Source organism: Flavobacterium sp. Arc3 (assembly GCF_041431375.1).
Lineage (GTDB): Bacteria > Bacteroidota > Bacteroidia > Flavobacteriales > Flavobacteriaceae > Flavobacterium.
This window is the reverse complement of record NZ_JASMRI010000020.1, coordinates 1-22901: the sequence shown is the minus strand read 5'-3', so window position 1 is coordinate 22901 and position 22901 is coordinate 1. Positions and strand designations below refer to the sequence as shown.

General features: G+C 33.4%; 24 protein-coding genes, 1 tRNA gene and 1 other RNA gene. 13 read left to right on the top strand and 13 right to left on the bottom strand.

What is annotated here, in order from left to right; translation table 11 throughout:
- Window positions 1–47: 47 nt before the first annotated feature.
- The gene (locus QO200_RS14180; RefSeq protein WP_371541125.1) at window positions 48–749 is read left to right on the top strand and encodes a hypothetical protein; all 702 of its coding nucleotides are present in this window, start codon (window positions 48–50) and stop codon (window positions 747–749) included.
- Window positions 750–764: 15 nt separating this feature from the next.
- Here QO200_RS14180 and QO200_RS14175 read toward each other — a convergent pair whose 3' ends face one another.
- The 3 genes from QO200_RS14175 to QO200_RS14165 form a co-directional block, all read right to left on the bottom strand.
- Window positions 765–1487 carry a hypothetical protein gene (locus QO200_RS14175; RefSeq protein ID WP_371541124.1) on the bottom strand — a complete coding sequence of 241 codons (723 nt, stop codon included), beginning with the start codon at window positions 1485–1487 and terminating at the stop codon, window positions 765–767.
- A 116-nt stretch (window positions 1488–1603) separates the two neighbouring features.
- The gene (locus QO200_RS14170) at window positions 1604–4066 is read right to left on the bottom strand and encodes a TonB-dependent receptor plug domain-containing protein (RefSeq protein ID WP_371541266.1); all 2463 of its coding nucleotides are present in this window, start codon (window positions 4064–4066) and stop codon (window positions 1604–1606) included.
- Window positions 4067–4086: 20 nt separating this feature from the next.
- Window positions 4087–5787, bottom strand: coding sequence for a M23 family metallopeptidase (locus QO200_RS14165; RefSeq protein WP_371541122.1), 1701 nt, complete (start codon window positions 5785–5787; stop codon window positions 4087–4089).
- 178 nt (window positions 5788–5965) lie between these two features.
- Here QO200_RS14165 and QO200_RS14160 point away from each other — a divergent pair, with 178 nt between their 5' ends.
- From QO200_RS14160 to rny, 4 genes are all read left to right on the top strand, one after another.
- Window positions 5966–6256, top strand: coding sequence for a hypothetical protein (locus tag QO200_RS14160; RefSeq protein ID WP_371541120.1), 291 nt, complete (start codon window positions 5966–5968; stop codon window positions 6254–6256).
- 8 nt (window positions 6257–6264) lie between these two features.
- Window positions 6265–6558 carry a cell division protein ZapA gene (locus QO200_RS14155; protein WP_091092450.1) on the top strand — a complete coding sequence of 98 codons (294 nt, stop codon included), beginning with the start codon at window positions 6265–6267 and terminating at the stop codon, window positions 6556–6558.
- Window positions 6559–6609: 51 nt separating this feature from the next.
- Window positions 6610–6718, top strand: a non-coding RNA gene (ssrS, locus tag QO200_RS14150) — 6S RNA.
- Window positions 6719–6767: 49 nt separating this feature from the next.
- Entirely contained in the window at window positions 6768–8330 is a 1563-nt protein-coding gene (rny, locus tag QO200_RS14145; RefSeq protein WP_371541118.1) for a ribonuclease Y, read from the top strand.
- A gap of 129 nt (window positions 8331–8459) precedes the next feature.
- Here rny and xerD read toward each other — a convergent pair whose 3' ends face one another.
- Complete coding sequence (gene xerD / locus QO200_RS14140) at window positions 8460–9362, bottom strand: site-specific tyrosine recombinase XerD (RefSeq protein WP_371541117.1); 903 nt, start codon at window positions 9360–9362, stop codon at window positions 8460–8462.
- Between the two features lie 368 nt (window positions 9363–9730).
- On the opposite strand from xerD, the gene QO200_RS14135 reads away from it, so the two are divergent.
- A complete protein-coding gene (locus QO200_RS14135) occupies window positions 9731–10297 on the top strand; it encodes a porin family protein (RefSeq protein ID WP_371541115.1) in 567 nt (188 codons plus the stop codon).
- Between the two features lie 75 nt (window positions 10298–10372).
- Window positions 10373–10789 (top strand): type II 3-dehydroquinate dehydratase, encoded by a 417-nt coding sequence (gene aroQ / locus QO200_RS14130; RefSeq protein ID WP_371541113.1) that lies wholly within the window; start codon window positions 10373–10375, stop codon window positions 10787–10789.
- An 80-nt stretch (window positions 10790–10869) separates the two neighbouring features.
- Here the strand turns inward: aroQ and QO200_RS14125 are convergent, their stop codons facing one another.
- The 4 genes from QO200_RS14125 to QO200_RS14110 form a co-directional block, all read right to left on the bottom strand.
- The gene (locus QO200_RS14125; protein WP_371541112.1) at window positions 10870–11745 is read right to left on the bottom strand and encodes a cation diffusion facilitator family transporter; all 876 of its coding nucleotides are present in this window, start codon (window positions 11743–11745) and stop codon (window positions 10870–10872) included.
- A gap of 19 nt (window positions 11746–11764) precedes the next feature.
- A complete protein-coding gene (murA, locus tag QO200_RS14120; RefSeq protein ID WP_371541110.1) occupies window positions 11765–13078 on the bottom strand; it encodes a UDP-N-acetylglucosamine 1-carboxyvinyltransferase in 1314 nt (437 codons plus the stop codon).
- Window positions 13079–13170: 92 nt separating this feature from the next.
- The gene (locus tag QO200_RS14115; RefSeq protein ID WP_371541108.1) at window positions 13171–13893 is read right to left on the bottom strand and encodes a DUF4290 domain-containing protein; all 723 of its coding nucleotides are present in this window, start codon (window positions 13891–13893) and stop codon (window positions 13171–13173) included.
- 92 nt (window positions 13894–13985) lie between these two features.
- Window positions 13986–14270 carry a DUF493 family protein gene (locus QO200_RS14110; protein WP_371541106.1) on the bottom strand — a complete coding sequence of 95 codons (285 nt, stop codon included), beginning with the start codon at window positions 14268–14270 and terminating at the stop codon, window positions 13986–13988.
- A 152-nt stretch (window positions 14271–14422) separates the two neighbouring features.
- On the opposite strand from QO200_RS14110, the gene QO200_RS14105 reads away from it, so the two are divergent.
- From QO200_RS14105 to QO200_RS14085, 5 genes are all read left to right on the top strand, one after another.
- Window positions 14423–14962: an AAA family ATPase gene (locus tag QO200_RS14105; protein ID WP_371541104.1), complete on the top strand. Its 540-nt coding sequence runs from the start codon at window positions 14423–14425 to the stop codon at window positions 14960–14962.
- A gap of 72 nt (window positions 14963–15034) precedes the next feature.
- The gene (locus QO200_RS14100) at window positions 15035–16930 is read left to right on the top strand and encodes an ATP-dependent DNA helicase RecQ (protein WP_371541103.1); all 1896 of its coding nucleotides are present in this window, start codon (window positions 15035–15037) and stop codon (window positions 16928–16930) included.
- A complete protein-coding gene (gene fmt / locus QO200_RS14095; protein WP_371541101.1) occupies window positions 16930–17877 on the top strand; it encodes a methionyl-tRNA formyltransferase in 948 nt (315 codons plus the stop codon). Before QO200_RS14100 ends, fmt begins: the two co-directional genes overlap by 1 nt.
- A 179-nt stretch (window positions 17878–18056) precedes the next feature.
- A complete protein-coding gene (locus QO200_RS14090; RefSeq protein WP_371541099.1) occupies window positions 18057–18329 on the top strand; it encodes an HU family DNA-binding protein in 273 nt (90 codons plus the stop codon).
- 125 nt (window positions 18330–18454) lie between these two features.
- Entirely contained in the window at window positions 18455–19015 is a 561-nt protein-coding gene (locus QO200_RS14085) for a YqgE/AlgH family protein (protein ID WP_371541097.1), read from the top strand.
- Here the strand turns inward: QO200_RS14085 and QO200_RS14080 are convergent.
- Both QO200_RS14080 and QO200_RS14075 read right to left on the bottom strand, forming a co-directional pair.
- The gene (locus QO200_RS14080; RefSeq protein WP_371541096.1) at window positions 19012–19851 is read right to left on the bottom strand and encodes an aminotransferase class IV; all 840 of its coding nucleotides are present in this window, start codon (window positions 19849–19851) and stop codon (window positions 19012–19014) included. The genes QO200_RS14085 and QO200_RS14080 overlap by 4 nt on opposite strands.
- Window positions 19852–19906: 55 nt before the next feature.
- Complete coding sequence (locus QO200_RS14075) at window positions 19907–20299, bottom strand: START-like domain-containing protein (protein ID WP_371541094.1); 393 nt, start codon at window positions 20297–20299, stop codon at window positions 19907–19909.
- 156 nt (window positions 20300–20455) lie between these two features.
- Here QO200_RS14075 and QO200_RS14070 point away from each other — a divergent pair.
- Window positions 20456–20529 (top strand) — tRNA-Met (locus tag QO200_RS14070).
- A gap of 91 nt (window positions 20530–20620) precedes the next feature.
- Here QO200_RS14070 and QO200_RS14065 read toward each other — a convergent pair.
- The 3 genes from QO200_RS14065 to QO200_RS14055 form a co-directional block, all read right to left on the bottom strand.
- Window positions 20621–21892, bottom strand: a complete 1272-nt coding sequence (locus QO200_RS14065) for a tyrosine-type recombinase/integrase (RefSeq protein WP_371541092.1) — start codon at window positions 21890–21892, stop codon at window positions 20621–20623.
- Window positions 21889–22392 (bottom strand): hypothetical protein, encoded by a 504-nt coding sequence (locus QO200_RS14060; RefSeq protein ID WP_371541091.1) that lies wholly within the window; start codon window positions 22390–22392, stop codon window positions 21889–21891. The genes QO200_RS14065 and QO200_RS14060 overlap by 4 nt, the downstream gene beginning before the upstream one ends.
- 163 nt (window positions 22393–22555) lie before the next feature.
- Complete coding sequence (locus QO200_RS14055; RefSeq protein ID WP_371541089.1) at window positions 22556–22738, bottom strand: hypothetical protein; 183 nt, start codon at window positions 22736–22738, stop codon at window positions 22556–22558.
- Window positions 22739–22901 lie beyond the last annotated feature (163 nt).

Genomic DNA, 22901 nt, shown 5'->3' with positions numbered 1-22901 from the left:
AGTATAATCTTTAAATTATTTAGTTTTTAAATCTTTAAACGAAAAAAATGTATCTAAACAACCCGAATATTAAACTCCCCGACGACCCTGACACGATTATATGGAAGTATTTAGACCTATCTAAATTTTTGGATTTGTTAATGTCCAGAAAACTTTTCATGTCACGCTCTGATAAATTCGAGGATCAATACGAAGGTACTTTTAGCGAACCTACCTATGAAGAAATCAGAAAACTATCTATCGATAATCCTGATTTTTTAAAATTTTACAAAACACACCGTGAAAAAGTAGCAATTAGCAGTTGGCATATCAACGAATATGAATCCTTTGCCATGTGGCAAATATTTACTCAAAATAGTGAAGGACTCGCGATACAATCCACAATAGGACGATTACAAAATGCACTTGCACCCGAAAACAATTACAAACAGTATATTGGTGAGGTAAATTATATTGATTACAAAAAAGAATACATCCCTTTTGACGATATGTTTTTCCCGTTTTTATTTAAAAGAAAAAGCTTTCAATACGAGCGGGAAGTACGTATTATCTCGGATGTCGCCGAAAGTAACATTACGTTAAATGACGGCTTAAAAATCAATGTGGATCTCAGTCAACTAATTGAAAAAATCTACATCCACCCAAAATCAGAAAACTGGTATAAAAACCTAGTTATTCAATTAGTGAAACAACTTGGTTTTGATTTTACTATTGAAAAATCAGACTTGGAGAGTGATATCCTAATTTAGTATTTCGCTACTATTTTAAATTGGTTCGTAGCTAGATACTTTCCAGTCATTATTTGACAGATCGATATAGTTGTAATGTACCACGTCATTTTTATCAAATTGCCCATTTTTATTTGTGTCTTCAACTGTTCTAAAATACAATCGGCTTTTAGAATCGATTAAACTCCAATCAATCAATTCCTCTAAATCTGCTGACACTTTTGTAAATCGCTCTCCGCTAATATCACTTAAGTATAAGGATTTAATATCACTGCTATCTAATTTCCCATCTCTGTTCGTATCCGTATCAAACATAGTGTAAACCATAATTTGTTTTTTAGCTCTATCAGAAACAGACTTTAAATAAGTTGCCGTTTGAATTAAAGCAGGTTTATCAGTTAATGGTCGTATCGAATCAGAATCGGTTTTTTGAAATTTTAAGTTTTGTAAATAACCGGTAATCTCATTTTCACCATAGTTAGAAATCGTAAAACTCAAATCAATAACACTAGAAGATCCATATCTTGCTTTTGTTCCTCTTTCATAAACTCTTAAGTCTCCTACTGGATGAATCAAATAATCAGTCCCTTCCATCTGAATAGGTAAATCAGAAATGGCTACTTGTGTAGAATCTACCTTAGAGATACCTTTCCCTTTATTGGCAGCATCATAAATTACTTTAGGCTTTTCCACTTCTTCCTTACAACTGGCTAGAAGCAAAACAATACTACTTAATAGGGCTATATGTAATTTTTTCATAGTGATGTAATATTAAAATAAATTCAAATGTAATGATTTTTAAAAATGGTTCTGATATTTATAACCAATTTATATGATAAAATGGATGCTTACCGAAAGCTACTCCTAACTCTAAACTACAACCTGGCACTCAACTTAACATTGAAAACCCTAGTAGTCATATAATTTGGAATTGCATATTCGTTTTTAGAATAAACATCTCGCACCCACGTATTCGTAATTGCATTTTGATTGTTAAAAAGATTAAAAATCTCTAATCCTATAGCAAGCTCTTTAAAATTCCCTAGCCAATTTGTCTTTGGTGTCCCTGAAGTATTATCCAATAACACTTTTGAAAATCCCACATCTACCCTACGATAATCATTTAATCTATTTTGATACAAATAAGGATCTGCGTAAGATGGCGAACCTCCGGTTAATCCTGTATTGTAAACCAGATTCAAATAGATTTTCATACTTGGAATATTAGGCATATAATCCTGGAATAAAAGCCCGAATTTCAGTCGTTGGTCAGTAGGTCTAGCAATATAACCTCTATTTTCACTATTTTCTTCTGTTTTTAGATAACCAAAACTAAACCAAGACTCTGTTCCGGGAACAAATTCACCATTCAATCTAAAATCTAATCCCTGCGCATAGGCTTTGGCAACATTAGAAGCAGCATAACGTATTCTAACATTATCAATTGTATAGGTATTTACATCTGTAAGTGATTTATAATACAACTCTGAAACAAGTTTAAAAGGACGATCCCACATTTTAAAACTATAATCGTTGCTTAAAACAAAATGAATCGATTTTTGTGCTTTTACATTAGGTTGTACCGCTCCATTAGCACCCCTCAGTTCTCTATAAAATGGTGGCTGATAATACACACCTCCTGAAACTCTAAAAACCATATCTTTTTCCCAATCCGGTTTTATAGCAAATTGTGCTCGCGGACTAAAGGTAGTTTGGGCAGATCCATTTACATTCTCGCCTGCAACTTCCCAGTTATGGATTCGCACTCCTGCATTGTACCATACTTCATTGCTGCCTATCATATCTTTTCGGCTCCATTGCCCATAACCGGAGAATCTATTGATCGTATTAAAATTAGTAGCACGTACATTTTGATAAGGAAGCAGTGGCCCATTATAAGTTGAGTTCGGCTGTTCGTTAACAGGTAAATCAATAATTGGAGGATTTATTGAAAAACCAGCTGAATCAATTACTTCCCACTCTACTACTCTATCCCGAATCGATTCACGGGTATATTTAATCCCCCATTCGAATTGGTTTTTTCTCCAATCATGAAACCCTTTTATTTCGGTATTTACGATCAGTGCATCCAAATCATTTCGAGCATGATTGAGTTGACTACCAATACCTCGCGTGAAAGCAACATCACCATAGGTTTCTGATCCAATATTTGAATCCACTTCCCCTAAACGATATTGAGCAAAAACATCAAAATGCTCTTGTTCTATAGTATGAAAAACCGAACCAATGAATTTTAATGTAAATGAATCAGTTGCTTTGAATGTTGTTTTAAAAGCACCAAAATAAGTATCGTATTTATCTTTTTCCTGTCCTTCATAATACACAGTAAGCGACATCGGATTATCTAAGGTACCAAATTTAGTTTGTCGTGTTACTGGCTGATATTGGTATTTATTTTGGGAGATATTCCCTAGAAAACTCCAATGCCATTTTGGCGAAGCCTCATAATTAATATTCGTTTGCACATCAACAAATGCAGGCGTAAAATTAGTTTGAGTATCTTGGCTATTTACTAAAAGGCTATTATTTCTATAGCGAACCCCGGTAATTGCACTCCATTTTTTATTTTTCGAAATTGCATCTAGGGAGAGGCTGCCGCCAAGAAAACTCGCTTCAAGTGTAGCACCAAATTGTGTTGGTTTCCGATACGTGATATCTAATACGGAAGATAGTTTATCTCCAAATTTTGCTTGAAAACCACCTGCCGAGAATTCTACGTTTTGAACTAAATCAGTATTAGTGAAACTCAACCCTTCCTGTTGTCCAGAACGGATTAGAAAAGGTCTATAAATCTCGATCTCATTTACATAAACTAAATTCTCATCGTAATTTCCTCCTCTAACAGCATATTGCGTACTGAGTTCATTATTAGAGTTTACGCCTGGTAGTGTTTTTAAAATATTTTCGATACCGGCATTCGCTCCGGGAATTTTCCGGATTACCTCAGGTGCAATAGTAACAATTCCTTGAACTTGTTTCTTGTTGTTTGTAGTAACGATAATTTCGCCCATTTGTTCTTCCCGCTCATTCATAACCAGGTTAAACTCATAGTCTTCATTCCTTTTTAATGTAAGATAAACCGTTGCTTTCTTTAAAGATACATGGCTAAAAATAACAGCTACCCTTTGATTTACCGGTACCCTAATAATATAAAAACCATTTTTAATAGATTGCGTTCTGTTTCCTGCGACTGTAACATTTACATTCTCTACCGGTTGATTATTTTTATCAAGAATAATTCCCTTAACGTGTGCGAATTGTGCAAACGAAGGCAAGCTTATGTATAAAGTTATAAAAACAAAAACTATTTTAATGATCCTCAAGATGTGCTATATTATTATTTTTGACTTCTAAAAAAATGAGTCTCAAAGATAGTAGAATTCCCTACATTATCAGTGACAACCACTTTTAAATCATTAGCACCTTCAGCCACAATACCATCACTAAAATCATGTGTGATTTTTCTAGTTTTATTATCGTACTCAAATAAAATCCAATTACCGTTCAAATATCCATTATAGCTCTTAATTCCTGAACCACTGTCATTAATTGAAAGCTGAATCGTTTTTTGCGTACTCAACCACCTACCTTCAATTGATTTACCAATAGAAATTGTTGGTGCAGTAGTATCCATTGCCAAGGTGTAATTACCTAATGATCTTACTTTAGCTGTAAATACGTTATCCTTTGTCGAGGTACTATTATAACCCACTCTCCCGCTTTTACTAATATCTGCAATAAAAACTTTCTCCTTTTGACTTTCCGAATATTTACCGTCGTCCTCTATTGTAATTGTAAAATTGGAATGCACAGGAACTGACTCGTCATGAAGGTATAAAGTACCGTCTTTTACATTAAAGTTCATATCAAAATCTTCATAAAAGGTTCCCGCAGGGAAGAATACTGACATGTTATTTTTAACAAAACTATTGTCTTTATTTACTTTTACAAAATAATTAGAAACTACAGCTTCTTTATCAACAATGGTAGTAGACAAGTCATAACTAATCGGAATAGAAACTGTTGTTGTATTCCCCTGAAAATCGGAAACTTCAATACGATACACAGAGGTTAAGTTAGGGACTACAGTAACAACTCCATTTGTTTCATCTGTCTTAATAAAACTTAATTTATAAGGATTAGCCATAAATAGTTTTTGCACCCTCTGCGAAGTCGTTTTATACCTTGGATAATCAATTAAAGCATTGATATAACGCATTTCGTCAAATGAATAGGTATCGAATTGATAACCAAAATTAGGTTTTCCATTTAAATAGGTCTGCACTTTATAAATTCCGTTTCTATTACCCGAAACATTATCATAATCTACAGCTGTGATCCCAAAACCAATTTTACCATTAGCAACCACCTTATTCGCTAGATAGCTACCGTCTTTTTGTAAAGACAAATTTAATAATAAGGGACGTTTAGATTGATTTACTGAAGTTTTACCATCAACCGGATACACATAAACAGCGGAAACCGTAGGTTTTTTAGTGTCTTTGATGTCTTTATCAAAACCAAATAACATAGGGTTGATAATTTTTTCTGTTTTGCTATCGCGAAATTCAAAATGTAGATGAGGCCCTTCTGAAGATCCTGTATTTCCAGATAAAGCAATCGTTTGGCCTTTTTTGACAACCAATTCATTTGGTTTCAAAAACATTTCTATCTCAAATGATTTTTCATTATAATGTGTCTTATAGATATAGCTTTCAATTTCACCTGTAGCTCTTTGAAGATGACAATAAACAGAGGTATAGCCATTGGGGTGAGTAATGTAAATCGCCTTACCATTACCGAAGGTAGATATCTTTATTCTGGATACATAACCGTCCGCAACTGCATGCACCTCTAAGCCTTCCCGTTGCAAGGTCCTAAAATCAAAACCCGAATGAAAATGATTAGGCCGCAGTTCACCAAAATTACCTGACAATTGCATAGGAGTCTCTAGAGGATGACTAAAATAATCCTTTGGATACTCTGTTTGTGCAAGAATAGAGCCCGATAAAAATAGAATAAAAACTAAAAATTTCATGGTATACATTTTTGCTAAGGTAAAAAAAAGTAATTTATTCTCCTTTATAAAATAATACATTTCGTAACCGTTTAAAGTACAACAATTTGCTTATTTTTTAATAAAAAAACGAATAATATATTGTAATAATAAAAAGTAATACTAAATTTGTAATATTAAGTAATGAATAGGATAAATAATGAGTGTAATTGCAGAAATAATTGATACTCTTGAAAATAAAGTTGAAAAACTAATTCTAAAAATAAAACGTTTAGATCATAATACTCAAGAATTAAAAATCGAATTAACAAAATCTGCACACATCATACAAACTCAATCAAATGAGATTGAAGCGTTAAAAGCGCAATATGAGACACTTAAGATTGCCAACTCATTATTAGGCAGTGACGATAATAAAAGAGATACGAAGCTTAAAATAAATTCATTAATTCGGGAAATTGATTACTGTATAGCACAGCTATCTGATTAGTAAAACATATGGACGAAAAGCTTAAAATTAAAATATCAATCGCAGACAGAGTCTATCCATTAACGGTAGATCTTTCTCAGGAAGAAGGACTTAGGAGTGCTTCTAAAAAAATTGATGTAATGATGAAGCAGTTTGAAGAAAATTATGCTGTAAGAGATAAGCAGGATGTATTAGCCATGTGTGCTTTGCAATTTGCTTCTCAAGTAGAGCAAAAACAAATAGATAATACGATCAATGGTGATGAGACTATTGAAAGAATTAAAAAATTGAATGCACTTTTAGATCAATATCTCGACAATTAAACGTTCTTTACAGAAACTAAGATACTGCCTACATTAGTTCACATTTGGTAAACTCAACACTAACATTTTAGAATGAGCGAATCATCACTACTAAAGCATGCCACGCCTAGGCGAGGAAACTTGAACAGTGAGTTAGCTCAAAACTTGTCTTTTCGAGTTTATTCAATCAACCTAATGTAGGCTTTTTTTATATATAAATTTTAACAAACATGGACATATTAACGATCGTTATTTCAGGAATTATAGGTATTGCAGCGGGTTTTGGAATCGCAAAAATTATAGAAAAAAGCAATATTTCTAATCTTATTAAAAACGCAAAAAAAGAAGCTTCATCCATCTTAAAAGATGCTAACCTTGAAGCCGAGAATATAAAGAAAGATAAAATCCTTCAGGCAAAAGAAAAATTTATTGAATTAAAATCAGAACACGAACAAGTAATTCTGACTAGAGACAAGAAAGTAGCCGAAGTTGAAAAAAGAATCAGAGACAAAGAATCCCAAGTTTCTAACGAATTATCTAAGGCTAAAAAAGTTAACGACGATTTTGAAACAAAAACGACTGAGTACACTGCTAAAATTGAAGTTTTAGACAAAAGACAAACGGAGGTTGACAAACTTCATAAAAGTCAATTACAACAACTTGAAGTAATTTCAGGCTTATCTGCTGAAGAAGCTAAAAATCAATTAGTAGAAGGCTTAAAAGCAGAAGCTAAAACTAAAGCGATGTCTCATATTCAAGATACAATTGAAGAGGCTAAGCTAACAGCTCAACAAGAAGCTAAGAAAATCATAATAAACACTATCCAAAGAGTGGGGACAGAAGAAGCGGTAGAAAACTGTGTATCTGTATTCAATATAGAATCTGATGATGTTAAAGGTAGAATTATTGGTCGTGAAGGACGTAATATTAGAGCATTGGAAGCTGCTACAGGAGTAGAAATCATTGTTGATGATACACCAGAAGCTATTATCCTTTCTTGTTTTGATCCTGTACGTAGAGAAATTGCACGTTTAGCTTTGCACAAACTAGTAACGGACGGACGTATTCACCCTGCCCGTATTGAAGAAGTTGTTGCTAAAACAGCCAAACAAATTGATGATGAAATTATAGAAGTTGGAAAACGTACCGTTATCGATTTAGGAATTCATGGACTACACCCTGAATTAATAAAAGTAGTGGGACGTATGAAATACCGTTCGTCTTACGGACAAAACTTATTACAACACTCCCGTGAAGTTTCTAAACTTTGTGGAATCATGGCAGCAGAATTAGGTCTGAATGTAAAATTAGCTAAAAGAGCTGGTTTGTTGCATGATATCGGTAAAGTGCCAGATGCAGAAAGCGATTTACCTCATGCTTTATTAGGTATGCAATGGGCTGAAAAATATGGTGAAAAAGAAGAAGTATGTAATGCTATCGGAGCCCACCACGATGAAATAGAAATGAAATCTTTATTGTCTCCAATAATCCAGGTTTGTGATGCCATTTCAGGTGCAAGACCAGGTGCAAGAAGACAAGTATTAGACTCTTATATTCAACGTCTGAAAGACTTAGAAGAAGTAGCATACGGATTTACTGGTGTTAAAAATGCTTATGCAATTCAAGCTGGTAGAGAACTTAGAGTTATTGTAGAAAGCGAAAAAGTGTCAGATGACAACGCAGCAACACTATCTTTTGAAATTTCACAAAAAATTCAAACAGAAATGACTTATCCAGGTCAGGTTAAAGTAACAGTAATTAGAGAAACGAGAGCAGTTAATATCGCTAAGTAATCCTCCCCTAGCCCCTCCAAAGGAGGGGAATAAAGAAAAAGACCTATCGAATTATGATTCAATAGGTCTTTTTTTTGCTTTTTTATTCCTGTAAAGCCGTATTTCGATACTGTATTTTTCTATGGACAATCAAGAATTCTTTCGAGGATGAAAATTATTTATCACTTCCGTTAAAAACTTCCGATCCAAATGCAAATAGATCTCTGTTGTAGTAATCGATTCATGTCCTAACATCAATTGAATTGAACGCAGGTCTGCACCATTTTCAAGAAGATGTGTCGCAAAAGAATGCCGAAAGGTATGTGGACTTATTTTTTTACGTAGCTCTATTTTAACCGCTAAGTCTTTGATAATTGTAAAAATCATGGCTCTTGTGAGTTGGCCTCCCCTCCTATTCAAAAACAAAACATCCCCATGCTCTTTCTTTATATTCAGATGAATCCTAATGGTGTCTTTATAGATATGAATATACTTTTGTGCTAATTCCCCTATAGGCACAAAACGTTGCTTATTCCCTTTCCCTGTGACTTTAATAAAGCCCTCGTCAAAGAATAAGTCGGAGATTTTTAAAGACACTAATTCTGAAACTCGAAGACCACAACCATAAAGAGTTTCTAGCATCGCTCGATTGCGCTCTCCTTCATTTGAAGTCAAATCAATTGCCCTGATCAACGCATCAATTTCATCAACAGAAAGGGTATCTGGCAATTTTCTACCCGTTTTAGGAGATTCAATTAACTCCATAGGGTTATCTATTCGATAATCTTCAAAAATCAAGTACCCAAAGAAGCTTTTAAGACCTGAAATTATCCTAGCCTGAGATCTTGGATTAACCTGACTTGAAACTGCATAAATAAATTGCTGAACCGTTTCTTCAGAAATTTTGAAGGGAGAAACGATAATTTGATTATCGTCTAAAAACTGACACAAACGCTCAATATCAAAAGTATAATTGTCAATTGTATTTTTTGACAAGCCTCTTTCAATACGAAGATAGGATTGATAATTTTTAATATCGCTATTCCAGTTCATACTACAAATAAACGAATTTTTAGTGCATAAAAAAATATTTGAACCAAAGCCATCAATCCATTATGAGGTGTTGGTATCAAAATGCGGACACTTCTTTTAAATTTTCTATAGTGATAAAAACTGATCTGCTTAGATAGCGAGCAAAACCTATAATTAACCACAATTAGACTCAAAGAGAAAAACCACCTAACTAAGAAGCTCAAAGTTAGTGATTGACTGATTCATTTATCAAAACATAATTCCAAATTCAATCTAAGAATAACTTTTTAACAGATGGGTATTATATAAAATAAATTTACAATTACACAACAAATTTGCGAATCTAGAGTTTTATCTTGCATCAAAAATAAACTTCAATTTTAAAATTTATGAAAAAGACAATTCTATTCGCTGCATTACTACTTGGAACGACAATGATTTCTCAAGCACAATCAATTCGATTTGGTGTAAAAGGTGGAATCAATTATGCTAACCAAAATGGAACAGACATTACTTTAAATTCTGAAAATTATAATACTGAAGAAGCAATAACTAGCTACCACGCTGGTATAGTTGCTGAAATTAAATTATTTAAAAACTTTGCTATTCAGCCAGAGCTTTTATACTCTACTCAAGGAGCAACTTATAAAAATGCAACAGAGGAATTCAAAAATGAATTAGGATATATTTCGATTCCTGTAGTTGCAAAAATATACTTAAACAACAGTCTTTCTTTGGAAGCAGGTCCTCAAGCATCTTTCTTATTAAGCGAAAGAAATAAATTTGACTATAAAGAATCTGAAACTTTTGAATTTGCTGGTGTAGTAGGTTTAGGGTTACAAGTTACCAACAATTTATTTTTACAAGCTAGATATGGTCTAGGACTAACCGAAGCGAGTAAAGATGCACAAACAAAAAATTCAACATTTCAAATTTCAGCTGGAATACTTTTCTAAAAAAATCCCTGACAAAATAATACAAAACCGTTCTATAATTGGAACGGTTTTTTTATTTTTACAAAAACAAGAACTATGAAAATTTGCATTATCAATGGCCCAAATTTAAATTTATTAGGTAAAAGAGAGCCCGAAGTTTATGGCAATCTTACTTTTGAAGAATATTTCACGCAAATACAGATCAAATTCCCCACTATAGAGTTCAGCTATTTCCAAAGCAACATAGAAGGAGAGTTAATTGATAAAATTCAAGAATATGGTTTTACCTATGATGGAATTATTTTAAATGCTGGTGCTTACACACATACTTCGATTGGAATTGGTGACGCTATTAAAGCTATAACAACTCCTGTTATTGAAGTCCATATTTCGAACACTTATTCACGTGAAAGTTTTAGACATCAATCTTATATTTCAGGAAATGCAAAAGGAGTAATACTAGGCTTTGGATTACAAAGTTATGAATTGGCTATAGTATCGTTTATAAAATAATCGCCATATAAAAAGTACAACAATAAAAAAATGGGTCAGACGATATAGTCTGACCCATTTTTTTATTCATTTTTTCCTTTTCAACGCTCCCTGTGTGGCTCCACATGTATTAAAACATGTCCTAATTCAGGAAGTTCTTTTAAGAGTCTATCTTGTAACTTATGAGATATATCATGTCCTTCTCTAACTGAAATATTGCCACTTACAATTGCGTGTAAGTCTACGTGATATTTCATTCCGGCTTTTCTGATGAAACATTTTTCAGTATCAATAACCCCTTCAACCTGAGTTGACACTTCTCTAATATTTTCAATTAAATCATCATATACATGTTCATCCATTATCTCCCCAAGCGCTGGCCTAAAAATAAGATACGCATTAAACAAGATAAATCCTGAAGCAAAAAGTGCCGCCCAGTCATCTGCCGACTCATATCCTTTACCCAATATTAAAGCGATTGCAATCCCAATAAACGCGGCAACTGAAGTAATTGCATCACTCCTATGATGCCAGGCATCTGCTTTTAATGACGAACTATTAGTTTCTACACTTCTTTTCATAACTAATCGAAAAGAATATTCTTTCCAAATAATTATTCCGCCAAGTACGAAAAGAGTCCATGGTTTAGGTAAATCATGTGGCATTCGAATATTTGAAATGCTTTCATAAGCAATAATAGTAGCCGAAGTTATTAGAAAACCAACAACTATAAAGGTGATCAATGGCTCTGCACGACCATGTCCATATGGATGGTTTTTATCTGGCGGTCTGTTTGAATATTTGATTCCAAACAAAACTAAAAATGATGCAAAAATATCTGTCGTGGACTCAATAGCATCAGCAATTAAGGCATATGAATTGCCAAAAAAGCCTGCCATCCCTTTGATAAGGGCTAGGCAGGCATTTCCAACAATACTGAAATAAGTTGCTTTTACAGCAGTTTGTTCATTCGTCATTACTTGTTGTTACATTTTTTTATTCAACACGAACAATATTTGCACCAATGGCTCTTAATCGTTCGTCAATTCTTTCATAACCACGATCAATTTGCTCAATATTTTGTATCGTACTTGTTCCTTTTGCCGAAAGCGCTGCAATCAATAAAGAAATACCCGCACGAATATCTGGGGAAGACATGGTCGTCGCTTTCAATTGTGATTGAAAATCATGCCCCATAACTACAGCTCTATGTGGATCGCACAACATAATTTTTGCCCCCATATCGATTAGTTTATCAACAAAGAATAATCGGCTTTCAAACATTTTTTGATGTATCAAAACATCTCCTTTGGCTTGGGTTGCCACAACCAAAACAATGCTCAACAAATCAGGTGTAAATCCTGGCCAAGGCGCATCGGCAACAGTAAGAATAGAACCGTCAATATCTGTTTTAATTTCATATCCATCTACATGAGATGGGATATATATATCATCACCCCTGCGTTCTAATGTGATTCCTAATTTTCTGAATGTACTTGGAATCACACCTAGGTTATCCCAACTTACATCTTTAATTGTAATCTCACTTTTTGTCATCGCAGCCAATCCAATCCAGCTACCAATTTCAATCATGTCAGGCAGAATTCTGTGTTCACAACCACCTAAGCTTTCTACTCCTTCAATAGTTAATAGATTCGAGCCAACACCCGTTATCTTAGCTCCCATCGAGTTTAGCATTTTACAAAGTTGCTGTAAATAAGGCTCACAGGCAGCATTATAAATAGTAGTTTTTCCTTTTGCCAAAACTGCAGCCATTACTATATTAGCAGTTCCAGTTACAGACGCCTCATCAAGTAGCATATCTGCTCCCTTCAATCCATCTGGAGCCTCAACTCCATAAAAATGGTCTTCTCTATTGTAGCGGAATTTCGCCCCTAAATTGATAAAACCTTCAAAATGCGTATCTAATCTTCTTCTTCCAATTTTATCTCCACCTGGTTTTGGAATATATCCTTTACCAAAACGGGCCAAAAGCGGACCAACAATCATAATAGAACCGCGTAACGAGCCTCCTTCTTTTTTAAATGCTTCCGTTTCTAAATAACCAACATTTACATCATCTGCTTGGAAACTATAAGAACCCGGTCCGTTTTTTTGAATTTTCACACCCAAATTTTCTAACAACGTGATTAATTTATTGATATCAATAATATCAGGAATGTTGTTGATTGTTACTTTTTCAGGAGTTAAAAGAACAGCACATAAAATTTGCAACGCTTCGTTTTTTGCTCCTTGTGGAGTGATTTCACCTTTTAGCCTAATGCCTCCTTCTATTTTGAAAATTCCCATATTATTGTAGTAAGATTTATGTAATACATTTAAATTGCTCGGATTTTCTTAGAAAATTACTCTCCAATCGAGATCCTATATTTAAAACATTACTATTTCTGATTATTATTGTTTTTTGTATATGTTTTTGATTTGCCCGTTTTTGTGTTTTTATTGCTTTGTATTTTTGGTTGTCCGACAGGCAAAATTTTATTCGATATTCGTTTGTTTGTTCGCAACAAATCCGTTGTACTTATTAGTTCTTCCGTACTTTGGATCATGTTTAATTTACCATCTGAAAGTTCATATAAATGCTCAAAAATAACGTCATCTTTAACGGTGTCTTTGTTCCAGCTTAGGTAGGATTTCTTCATGTGATTTGCGATCACTTTAACTAGCGCATTTTTCATGTCGCCGTCCTCCCATTTATTGGCAACATCAATCATGTACTTAATGTTGTTCCCGTAATACCTGTATTTTGGAAAATTCTGTGGGTATTGTAGCACGTCTGGTTTAAGTTGCAAAACTTCACGAGATGGTATTGGGTAAGGGGACTCTACATCTAATTTAAAATCAGACATAATAAAAAGTTGATCCCATAATTTATGTTGAAAATCTAATACGTCACGTAAATGAGGATTCAAACTACCCATTACTTGAATGATGTACTTTGCGGCTTTATTTCGCTCTTCTGCATCCTCTATCGCGGTAGCCTGCTCAATAAGTTTTTGTAGATGACGACCATATTCAGGAATAATTAAATGCGATCTCTCCGCATTATATTCTAAATGGTGAACGACATCGTTCGCGATTTCTTTTTGGTATTTTGAATTCATAAGTGAATTTAATTTTGAATCTATGTTACAGTCTGACATAAAGCAGCGACAAATTTAGTATTTGCATTTGCTTTAAACAGTCTCTTTCCTATTTATAAGGAAACGATACCCTTAATTGTGGAAACTTCCAGGTATTTATCAACTACTTCTTGAGAATCCTTAACCTGAACATCAACTGATATACTGGTGAACTTTCCTGTTTTGGATTTTGTCGTTTTAATAACGGCTCCCATACAATCAAAAGCCTGTTCTACTCGAGCAATGTTATCATTCTCAGAAGGTACAATAAACTTAAACAAATATAAGGCAGGCCAAGCATTAGCCATATCCAGCTCCGCTTTTAATCTAGTATAAAATTCTTCGGTGTTTTTATCCATTTTATATTTAAAAAAATAATAGCAAATATACGGTTTCAAATGCAAATTACGAATTATGAATTATTAATTTTTCCCAAAAACTATTATTTTAATGGTAATGATTTTTTCGATTTCCAATAAGTTTGAGTACTTTTGCGCCTTATTTCCAAAAAGTGCAGAAAGAAATCATAGTAATTATCGGAGGTCCGGGAACAGGAAAAAGTACTATTATCGATGGATTAATAGCCAAAGGTTTTTGTTGTTATCCTGAAATTTCAAGAGAAGTAACCCTAGAGGCAAAAAAACAAGGTATCGAGCAATTATTTCTCGAAAAGCCATTATTATTCAGCGAACTACTTCTTGAAGGAAGAAAAAAACAATTCGTTGACGCACAAAATGAACCGCATGATGTTGTATTTATTGACCGCGGAATTCCTGATGTTTTAGCCTATATGCATTACATTGGAGACAGCTACCCTGCCTCTTTTGATGCTATTTGCAAAGAACACATCTACAGTAAAATTTTCATTCTTCCTCCATGGGAAGCCATTTATGTGAGCGACGAAGCTCGCTATGAAAACTATGAACAAGCAAAATTGATTCAAAACCACCTTATAGAAACCTATGAAGGATATGGTTATTCTCTTACAGAAGTCCCTAAAGACACTCTAGATAACCGAATTCTTTTTATATTAGATGAAATTTCTAAGTAAATTAGTTGTTTGAGGTAGGAACTATGGATCATTGATTTGTAATTCGAATTTTGTAATCCAAATTCATAATTGATGTCAGAAGCATTACAAATCCTAAAAAAATACTGGAAACACGATTCCTTTAGGTCGTTGCAAAATGAAATCATTGATTCCGTTTTAAGCGGTAAGGATACCTTTGCCTTAATGCCTACTGGCGGAGGAAAATCAGTATGTTTTCAGATTCCAGCGATGATGAACAAAGGAATTTGCTTGGTAATTTCTCCTTTGGTAGCCTTAATGAAAGATCAAGTTGCCAATTTGCAACAGCGAAACATCAAAGCAATCGCATTAACAGGCGGAATAAAATCTGACGAAATGATTGACCTGTTGGATAATTGCCAATTTGGAAATTATAAATTCCTCTATTTATCGCCTGAACGCCTGCAGTCAGACTGGATATTAGAAAGAATAAAAAATCTTCCTATCAATTTGATAACCATCGATGAGGCACATTGTGTTTCGCAATGGGGACATGATTTCAGGCCAGCCTATTTAAAAATTTCCAACTTAAAAGCACATTTCCCTACGGTTCCTTTTTTAGCTTTAACCGCAACTGCGACACCTAAAGTTAAAGAAGATATTATCAACGAACTCGGCTTACATGAACCGCAGATTTTTGAAAAATCATTTGCCAGGAAAAACATTGCTTATATGGTTTTTGAGGTGGAAGACAAACTCTTTCGAATCGAACAAATTCTAAAGAAAAATCCTCAATCCTCAATAATCTATGTTAGAAACAGAAAATCCTGTGTCGAAATTTCATCCCAATTACAATCTTTAGGATTTAAGGCCACTTACTATCATGGCGGACTAACATCTAGGGAAAAGGACAAGAATATGCAACTTTGGATGGAAGACAAGGCTCAGGTTATTGTTGCCACAAATGCATTTGGAATGGGAATCGACAAAGCAGATGTCAAGACCGTAATTCATATTCAGCTACCAGAAAATCTTGAAAATTATTATCAGGAAGCAGGTCGCTCTGGTAGAAATGGAGAAAAAGCGTTTGCCGTACTACTCACAAACCCTTCGGATATTAAACAGGCCGAAAATCAGTTTATCCACATTCTTCCTGACAAAAAGTTTCTGAACGAAATGTATAATAAACTATGTAATTTTTTCCAGATTGCATACGGAGAAGGAATCAACGAACGATTTTCATTCAACTTGAATCAGTTTTGTTTAAAATATAAGTTTCCAGTGTTAAAAACATACAACGCAATGCAGTTTTTAGATCGGCAAGGAATTATAACACTGTCACAAGAATTTTCAGAAAAAATTTTATTGCAGTTCATTATTCCTTCTAAAGAGCTAATTCGTTACATGAGTTTGAATCGCAACGACGAAGAAATCATTCTAGCCATCTTAAGAACATATGCTGGAATTTACGATACGCAAACTGCTTTTAATTTACAATTAATCGCAAAAAAATCAAAACATACTGAAGCTCAAGTACTCACCGTTTTACAGAAATTAAAAGAAAAAGACATTGTTGATTATCAATCAAAAAACAATGATGCCTCTTTTATTTTTAATGAAATTCGGGAAGACGAAAGAACCATTTCCAGAGTTTCTAAATATTTAGAAAACCAAAATCAATTAAAAAAAGACCAACTTAAATCAGTATTGTATTATATTAATGAGCAAAAAGTGTGTAAAAGCAAATTGATTTTGAGCTATTTTGGCGAAAAAACAAGTACTGATTGTGGCATATGCTCCTACTGTATTACTAAAAAAAATAAGAAAACAGATAGTTCTAGTCTTTCAAAAGAAATAATCTGCTTACTAAACATCGAGGATTTAAATTCCAGAGAGATTGAAAATAAAACAAATAAAAAATCAGACGATATTATATTTGTACTACAACAACTATTAGAAAACGAACGTATCCTGATAAAATCAAATAATAAATATACCTTAAAAATATAATGGAAAAATTAAGAATCGTATTTATGGGAACACCAGAATTTGCCGTTGGCATTTTGGATACTATAATGAAAAACAACTATACGGTTGTCGGGGTTATTACGGCCGCCGATAAACCAGCAGGCCGTGGCCAAAAATTAAAATATTCAGCGGTAAAGGAATACGCGATAGCAAACAATTTAAGACTATTACAGCCTACCAATCTTAAAGAAGAATCTTTGTTAGCCGAATTGAAGTCTCTAAATGCAAATTTGCAAATTGTTGTTGCCTTTAGAATGTTACCTAAAGTAGTTTGGGAAATGCCTGAATTAGGCACCTTCAATCTTCATGCATCTCTCCTACCCAATTATCGTGGGGCTGCACCTATAAACTGGGCAATAATAAACGGAGAAACAAAAACAGGAGTCACCACTTTTTTTATCGACGACAAGATTGATACTGGTGCGATGATCATGAGTTCAGAAATTGAGATTGATTCAAATGAAAACGCGGGACACTTGCACGACCGTTTAATGCATTTGGGTAGTGAAACCGTAATAAGCACTTTGGAGCTAATCGAAAAAGGAAATGTAACCACCACCATTCAGACTGATTCCTCTGACATCAAATCAGCATTTAAACTTAACAAAGAAAATTGCAAAATCGATTGGAAAAAATCAGCTTCAGAAATCAATAACCTAATTAGAGGCCTGAGCCCTTACCCTGCTGCCTGGAGTGTGTTTTTAGACAAAAATGAAGAATGGAATGTAAAAATCTATGATGCTAAGATACTACTTGAAGATCATGATTTAGCTATTGGTACTATGATCTGTACTAAGAAAGAAATGAAAATAGCAATAGAAAATGGGTTTATTCAGGTTCTAAGTTTACAGTTTCCTGGCAAAAAAAAGATGACAACACCTGCATTCCTCAATGGAATCACGTTTTCTGCCGACGCAAAAGTCTACTAACCTCAACAAAACAGGGTGGTTTTTACAAATCACAACAAATAACAGTGGTTTTATGAACAAAAAAAATAAGTTATCAACAAAACCAACTAAAATCCACGGAAACGCTTGCGAGGAAGGGATTTCCTGCTAAATTTGTGTATTAACAATTTTTTTTTAACCAACAATTAATAACTATTATTATGAACAAATCAGAATTAATCGATGCTATTGCTGCTGATGCAGGAATTACAAAAGCAGCTGCAAAATTAGCTTTAGAGTCATTTTTAGGAAATGTAAGTGGAACTTTGAAAGCTGGTGGTAGAGTATCACTAGTAGGTTTCGGATCATGGTCAGTTTCTGCGAGAGCAGCAAGAGACGGTAGAAACCCTCAAACAGGAAAAACTATTCAAATCGCAGCTAAGAATGTTGTAAAATTCAAAGCGGGTGCAGAATTAGAAAGTGCAGTAAACTAATTGTAAGATTTCAAAGCTATTATAATAAAAACCTTCCTGATGGAAGGTTTTTTTTTGCCTTTAAACGATTTTATTTGGTTATTTCTGTTATTTTTTCTTAAATTTATTAAAAAAATTACGGTATTATGATTTCAGAAAACTTAATAAAAGGACAACTACTTATAGCAGAGCCTTCTATAATTGGAGATCTATCATTTAATAGATCTGTAATTTTACTAGCAGACCATGACAAGGAAGGATCAGTAGGTTTTATTATCAATAAACCATTGAAATATACAATCAATGATTTACTCCCTGAAATCAATGCTTCTTTTAAAATCTATAATGGAGGACCTGTTGAACAAGACAACCTCTACTTTATCCACAATATTCCAGAACTTATACCAAATAGCATAGAAATTTCTAACGGTATCTATTGGGGCGGAGACTTTGAGTCCACAAAAGCGCTCATCAATAATGGAAAAATAAATAAAAACAATATCCGTTTCTTTTTAGGCTACACTGGATGGGAAGAAAATCAACTACAGTTGGAAATGATATCAAACTCGTGGATTGTTGCTCCAAATAGCTATAAAAACAAGATAATAGGTAAGACTTCTGCTCATTTCTGGAAAGAACAAATCCTAGAGTTAGGAGGCGATTACATGATCTGGTCTAATGCTCCAGAAAATCCTTATTTAAACTAAGTCGCACTTACCACTTCATTTAATTTTAGTAACAGCATTTTTGCCAAGTCAATACGGAACTCTTTTTTTCTGTATTTTGTTATGGGTTGTATTCCTTTTATCACATTTGTAACAAACAATTCATCCGCTTTTTGTAAGTCAAAAGGAGAGATTACCTCTTCTACTACTTGCAAGTTATCCATCTTTTTAGCTAATGCTAATACCTGTTTCCTCATCACTCCATTTAGACAACCTTCAGAAACTGGCGGGGTAATTAATTTGCTCCCAGTAAGCATGAAAATATTTCCTTGAATTGCTTCAACAACATTCTTACTATCGTTTAATAGCAAGCAATTATCAAATCCATTTTCACTAGCAAAAATACTAGCCGTGATATTTAGAATTTTATTAGTTGTTTTTATAGAAGAAAGCAATTGCTTAGTAACATAAAAATCTTTAAATAAATCAACTTCATATTTCCCCTCAATGAATGAATAAAGCTTATCTTCTATACCTATGGTGTGAATCAAAAAAGAGACTGTATTAGTTTGAGGTAAATAATACCCACCATCTTTCCTAAAAACAGTAATTCTGGCACGAGACGAACTCGACAACGAATTATTAGCTACTAAAGAAAGAATTTGCTCTTCTAGGTACTCCATGGTAAAATCCATCGGAATCTCCATTCTAACCACGCGCATGGACGCCATCAGCCTAAAATAATGATCTTCTAAAAAAAGAATTTTAGAGTTTACGATTTTAACCGTTTCAAAAACGGCATCACCATATAAGAAAGCACGATTCTGCGTCAATATATTATTATCCTGAGATACAATAGTTCCATTAAAATTAATCATAAAAAAAGCCCTAAATTTAGTTTAGGGCAAATGTAAGTTATAATATACAATTTTACTATACAGATCCAATTAGATGTTTAAGATCTGAAATTTGGTTTCCCCATAATTGAGTCGCTTCATTAATTTCATCTTCTTCAGCAAAATCAACCACCATTAACGAAACATCTTTGGTTAGCTCATCGACTAAAATATGTAGTTCAAAAAAGTACTCAGTATCTTTACCGTTACCATCCACCCATTTAAACTTTACTTTTTCGCCTGATTTCTTTGAGGCAAGTCTAGCTTTTTCCTCAGAATCATTCCATATAAAGGTGAAAAACTCACCTCGAGAATTTACATTATCTGCAAACCACTCTGACAATCCAGATGGAGTCGAAATATATTGATACAATAATTGCGGAGAAGAATTTATGGGGAACTCTATTTCGTAACGTACTTTTAAATCCATGAGCTACATTTATATTTTTTCTCGAATATATAGAATATAATTCCATAAAAAAAACGTTTTTAAAAATATTTTTTTTTCTTTGTTTTTTGCTTGTATGCTGTGAAATTATTTTTATATTTGCACCCGCGTTCAGGGATTGTTATTCTTTGAACATTTGGCGAGGTAGCTCAGTCGGTTAGAGCGCAGGATTCATAACCCTGAGGTCACGAGTTCAAATCTCGTTCTCGCTACAAAAACAAACCCTTAAACATCAACTGTTTAAGGGTTTTTTATTGGGATTAAATCAACAAACAGGTCGACCCAAAGAAAAAAAGTGAGGAATTAGAGTGAGGAATCTTCTCCAAATATTTTTATTTCAACAGCCCCCTTTTCCACTACTGATAAAATTTGAGGATCTATATAGTATGCCTCCAATACCTTTGCAGTTGAATGTGATGTTAATAATCCCGTTTCTTTTTGCATGACTTGATGCACCCAAGTGATATATGTTTTCCTTAAACTCTTCAAACTTATCTCTTTTTTGATGCCTGCTCCATTTTTATAATGGGTGAAAGATTTTGAAAGTGAATCCATAATTGTTTTTGATTGGACTTTTCTTTCAGGTACTAAAATATAATCATCAGTTTGTTTTTTGTCGTGATATCCCATCTCCATTAGTAAGTCAAACAAATCAGAATTTATTGGAATGTATTTATATAATCCATCAATATTTCGGCTTCGTTCTACTTTTAAGTTTTGGATTCTAAAAAATTTCACACCACTAACAGCTTCATAAATATCACTCCACCGTAAATCTACAATTTCTTCTCGCCTTCCACCAGTTAACAAAAACAATTTAAAACCATCTTTCAAATACGGCTTAAACATGTTTTTCCGCTCTCCTCTACCCCCAAGAATAACAAAAGGGCTATATGTATCGACCGCCTCAAGAATTTTAGTAAACTCTTCTCTGGTGACAGAATCAATATTTGTTTTTGATATCTGTTTCCGGGAATACTTTCTAAAAGGATTCTTCATTTCAATTTCTTCAATATCTATGAGAAAATCAAAAAAACCTTTGACTCCATTCAGACATTTATTAAAAGTTTTCGGGCTATAATGGTTATCAGCCCAAGAATAAAAATTAGACACATCTTGCCTACTAACATCTTTAATTCTAGTCAACTCAATGTTTTTATTCTTCTTTAATGTCTTAGCAAAATATTTGCAAAATCGTATTAATTCTTTACGATGTTCATTAGTAACACTCTTTTTAAATTGAGCATATTCACTTTCACCATTTAAATAATGATTATACTTTATTATGGAATCAATAACAGAATAATCATTTCCTTCTGCCGAATCAACTACTATTGTTTGATAATTATTGGTTTTTAAGTGCTTTTCAAAATTAATAGCTTCAATTACAGCATCACTATAAATCTTTGAGTTTAATATTTTAGACTTGACACTCTTAAGAGTTCCTGGGATATGAACTCTTACTCTATATGTAAAGCTTTCAAAATGATTACATTTAGGATTATCTACCTTACAAATTCTACAATAAATCTTAATTCCTTTATATTTTTTCTTTGGTAATACTAACTTATTCATTTCATTAAATCATTATATAGTTTCTCATCCCCTATATTCCTTTTCACCTTGGTGGTTGGAATGTAATCTAACTCTCCCTCTAGTTGTAAAACCAATAGTTCATACACATTCTGATCTTTAACCAGATTTCTATATATTTCTTTCCATTTTAAGGGGTATTTCAATCTTAAAGATTTTACAAAAGGTTTGTCGATTTCGCATATAACTTCAATTTCGTAAACAATATTTTGTTTTGAAAATTTATGAATTCTGATTCCTCTTTTTTCTAACCATTTTTTAGCTGCTTCGCTATTAATTAACTTTAATTTGATAGCAACCTCTCGAATTGTTAAAATTGACAAATTGCTCGACTTAATTTGATTATTTTCAGCATTTGTTTTAGCATCGCAAAATGATTTTTTATCGAGTTTAAGAATTAAACCCTCATTATCCCTATAAAACAACTCCAAAGCTTTCTCTGGAGTGATTCTGCTTTTTTCATTCTCCTCTTCATTTTTCATCACACACCTCCTTTTTTCAATAATAAACGACAGCCAAGACAGTCTTTTACTAATTCGACATAAATCACACTTCCATACAAAGATAGGTTTCGCTTTTCTCTAAATCATAGTCAAAATATGGTGAGGATAGGAGACAATGTAATAGAAAAACTATCTTTTATTCTTATGTTTCAGGAATATCATTTTCGTTTTCCATCAAAAGTAATTCTCTTGACTGGTCTAAAAATTCTGCTTCGTCATAAGGCAATAGCTGTAGCGCTATTTCTAATATATTCGTTATATTAGTTGGTGGGTTTTGTACCTGATTAGAACATATTTCATCTGAATCAAGTGCTAAAATGGACACCTTAATTAAATTAGCAACAGTAAAAAGCAAATCCAGACAACCTTCTACACTTAATTCAATTGTATAAAAGCCTTTTTTGTGCTTGTTTGCAAATTCCAGTGATATTGACCACCCAATTCCAATTTAAAGTGACCACCTGATTCCAATTCAAAATGACCACCTA